The organism is Actinotalea ferrariae, from assembly GCF_019733465.1.
Classification (GTDB): Bacteria; Actinomycetota; Actinomycetes; order Actinomycetales; family Cellulomonadaceae; genus Actinotalea; species Actinotalea ferrariae_A.
This window is the reverse complement of sequence record NZ_JACVQL010000006.1, coordinates 1-2,608: the sequence shown is the minus strand read 5'-3', so window position 1 is coordinate 2,608 and position 2,608 is coordinate 1. Positions and strand designations below refer to the sequence as shown.

General features: G+C 76.0%; 3 protein-coding genes. All 3 read left to right on the top strand.

All coding sequences use genetic code 11. The features are described 5' to 3' along the window. On the top strand, window positions 1-1,030 hold a 1,030-nt coding region (locus ICW40_RS00665), incomplete at its 5' end, for a FecCD family ABC transporter permease (protein ID WP_221651871.1). After that, the gene (locus ICW40_RS00660; RefSeq protein WP_308121533.1) at window positions 1,027-1,830 is read left to right on the top strand and encodes an ABC transporter ATP-binding protein; all 804 of its coding nucleotides are present in this window, start codon (window positions 1,027-1,029) and stop codon (window positions 1,828-1,830) included. The genes ICW40_RS00665 and ICW40_RS00660, both read left to right, overlap by 4 nt. A 55-nt stretch (window positions 1,831-1,885) precedes the next feature. Next, window positions 1,886-2,533 carry an FMN-binding negative transcriptional regulator gene (locus tag ICW40_RS00655; protein ID WP_221651869.1) on the top strand — a complete coding sequence of 216 codons (648 nt, stop codon included), beginning with the start codon at window positions 1,886-1,888 and terminating at the stop codon, window positions 2,531-2,533. The last annotated feature ends 75 nt before the right edge of the window (window positions 2,534-2,608 follow it).

Genomic DNA, 2,608 nt, shown 5'->3' with positions numbered 1-2,608 from the left:
GAGCCTCCGACGCGCCCGCGTGCTGCGCGTGGGACCCGTCCAGGCGCGGTGGCACCCGCGCGCCGTCGCCGTGTGCCTCGTGATCGCGGTCGTCCTGCTCGCGCTCGTCGTCGTCGCGATCGCCGTCGGCGGCACGGCCCTCGCCCCGGCCGACGTCGTCCGCACCCTGCTGGGCGGGGGCGAGCCGGGCACGCGCTTCATCGTCGTCACCCTCCGCCTGCCGCGTGCGCTGTGCGCGATCGGCGTGGGCGCGGCGCTCGGCGTGAGCGGTGCGCTGTTCCAGACCGTCGTGCGCAACCCGCTCGGCAGTCCCGAGCTCATCGGCTTCACGCAGGGCGCGGCGGCCGGTGCGGTGGCGGGCATCGTCCTCGCGGGCGCGACGGGCGTCGCCCTCGCCGGGTCGGCGCTGGCCGGCGGTGTCGTCACGGCCGTGCTGGTCTACGTCGCCGCGCTCCGCCGGGGGATGCTCGGCACACGCCTCGTGCTCGTCGGGATCGGCGTCGGCGCGATGCTCAACGCCGTCACGTGGTGGCTGCTCACGCGGGCCGAGCTGACGCAGGCGCAGGTCGCGTCGGCCTGGCTCGTCGGCTCGCTCAACGCGCGCTCCTGGGACCACGTGGTGCTCCTCGGCGTGGTGCTCGCCGTGCTGGCGCCGGTCGGTGTCCTCGCGGCCCGGTGGATGCGGATGATCGAGCTCGGCGACGACGCCGCTGCGGCGCTGGGCGTGCCCGTCCGCGGCGCGCAGCTGCTGCTCGTCGCGCTCGGAGTCGCGCTGTGCGCCGCCGGGGTCGCGGTCGCGGGACCGGTACCGTTCATCGCGCTGGTGGCGCCGCAGGTCGCCCGGCGCCTCGTGCGCGCGTCCGGCCTCGGACTGGTCTCGTCGGCCCTCGCCGGTGCCGCCCTGCTCCTGGCCGCCGACGTCGCCGCGCAGCGCGTGCTGCCCGTGCCGCTCCCGGTGGGCGTCGCCACGGGCGTCGTCGGCGGCGTGTACCTCGCGTGGCTGCTCACCAGGGAAGGACGGCGGACGTGATCGACACCCCGGGTCGCGCGCGCCTCGCCGCGCGCGACGTGACGCTCGCGTACGACCGCCGCGTCGTCGTCGACGGCCTGTCCCTGGACATCCCGGACGGCTCCTTCACGGTGGTCATCGGGCCGAACGCGTGCGGCAAGTCGACCCTGCTGCGCGGCCTCGCACGCCTCCTCTCCCCGCGGTCCGGTGCCGTGCTGCTCGACGGCGAGGCGGTCCACGCCATGTCGACCAAGGAGGTCGCGCGCCGGGTCGGGCTGCTGCCGCAGACGGCCGTCGCGCCCGAGGGCATCCTCGTCGCCGACCTCGTCGCGCGCGGCCGCTACCCGCACCAGGGACTGCTGCGGCAGTGGTCGGCCGCCGACGAGGAGGCGGTCGGCCGCGCGATGGAGGCCACGCACGTCACGGAGCTCGCCGAGCGACCGGTCGACGAGCTCTCCGGCGGTCAGCGGCAGCGCGTGTGGCTTGCGCTCGTGCTCGCGCAGGAGACGCCGGTGCTGCTCCTCGACGAGCCCACGACGTTCCTCGACATCGCCCACCAGTACGAGGTGCTCGACCTGTGCGCGGGCCTGCACGAGCAGGGCCGCACGCTGGTCGCGGTGCTGCACGACCTCAACCAGGCCGCGCGGTACGCGACGAACCTCGTCGTGATGAAGGACGGCGCCGTGGTCGCGCAGGGTGCGCCGGGGCAGGTCGTCACGGCGCAGCTCATCGAGCACGTGTTCGGGCTGCCGTGCCGCGTCGTGACCGACCCGGCGAGCGGGACGCCGCTCGTGGTGCCCGAGGTTCGCCGCCGCGGCTGAGTAGCGTCGGCCTCTCGACCTCTCGACCTCGAGCCCGCCGCTGCCAGGAGCCCCCGTGATCCGCACGCCCGTCTACGCGCTGACCGACGAGGGGCGCGCGCGCCGGCTGGTGCGCGAGCACGGCTGGGCGACGCTCGTCAGCCACACCGCCACGGGGCTCGTCGCGTCGCACGTGCCCGTGCTGCTCGAGGACGACGACGAGTTCACGGTCGTGAGCCACGTCGGCCGGCCCGACGACGAGCAGCACGAGCTGGGCGAGCACGAGGTGCTGCTGGTGGTCGAGGGCCCCTACGGCTACGTGTCGCCCGGCTGGTACGGGTACGAGCCGGCGGTGCCGACCTGGAACTATGTCGCGGTGCACCTGTACGGGACGCCCGAGCTGCTCGGGCCCGAGGACACCTACCGGGTGCTCGACGCTACGACCGACCGGTACGAGGACGCCATGCCGGCGCCCGTGCGGCTGCCCGACGTCGCCGAGTACGCCGCGCGGATCGCGCCCGGCGCCGCCGGCTTCCGGCTGCGCGTGACCCGGTGGGAGGGCAGGGCGAAGCTGAGCCAGGACAAGCCGCGGGCGGTCGTGGAGCGCGTCGTCGCGCAGCTCGAGGCCGAGCCGGCCGACCACCCCTACGCCAACCCGGCGCTCGCGGCCGAGATGCGGGCCGAGCTCATGCGGCGCCCGAGCCGGCCGGGGGACGGACGATGACCGCCGCGACGCGGAGCGGCGCGGCGCTGCTGCTCAGGCGCGCGCGTGTGGTCGACGTGCCGCCCGGCGCGGTCC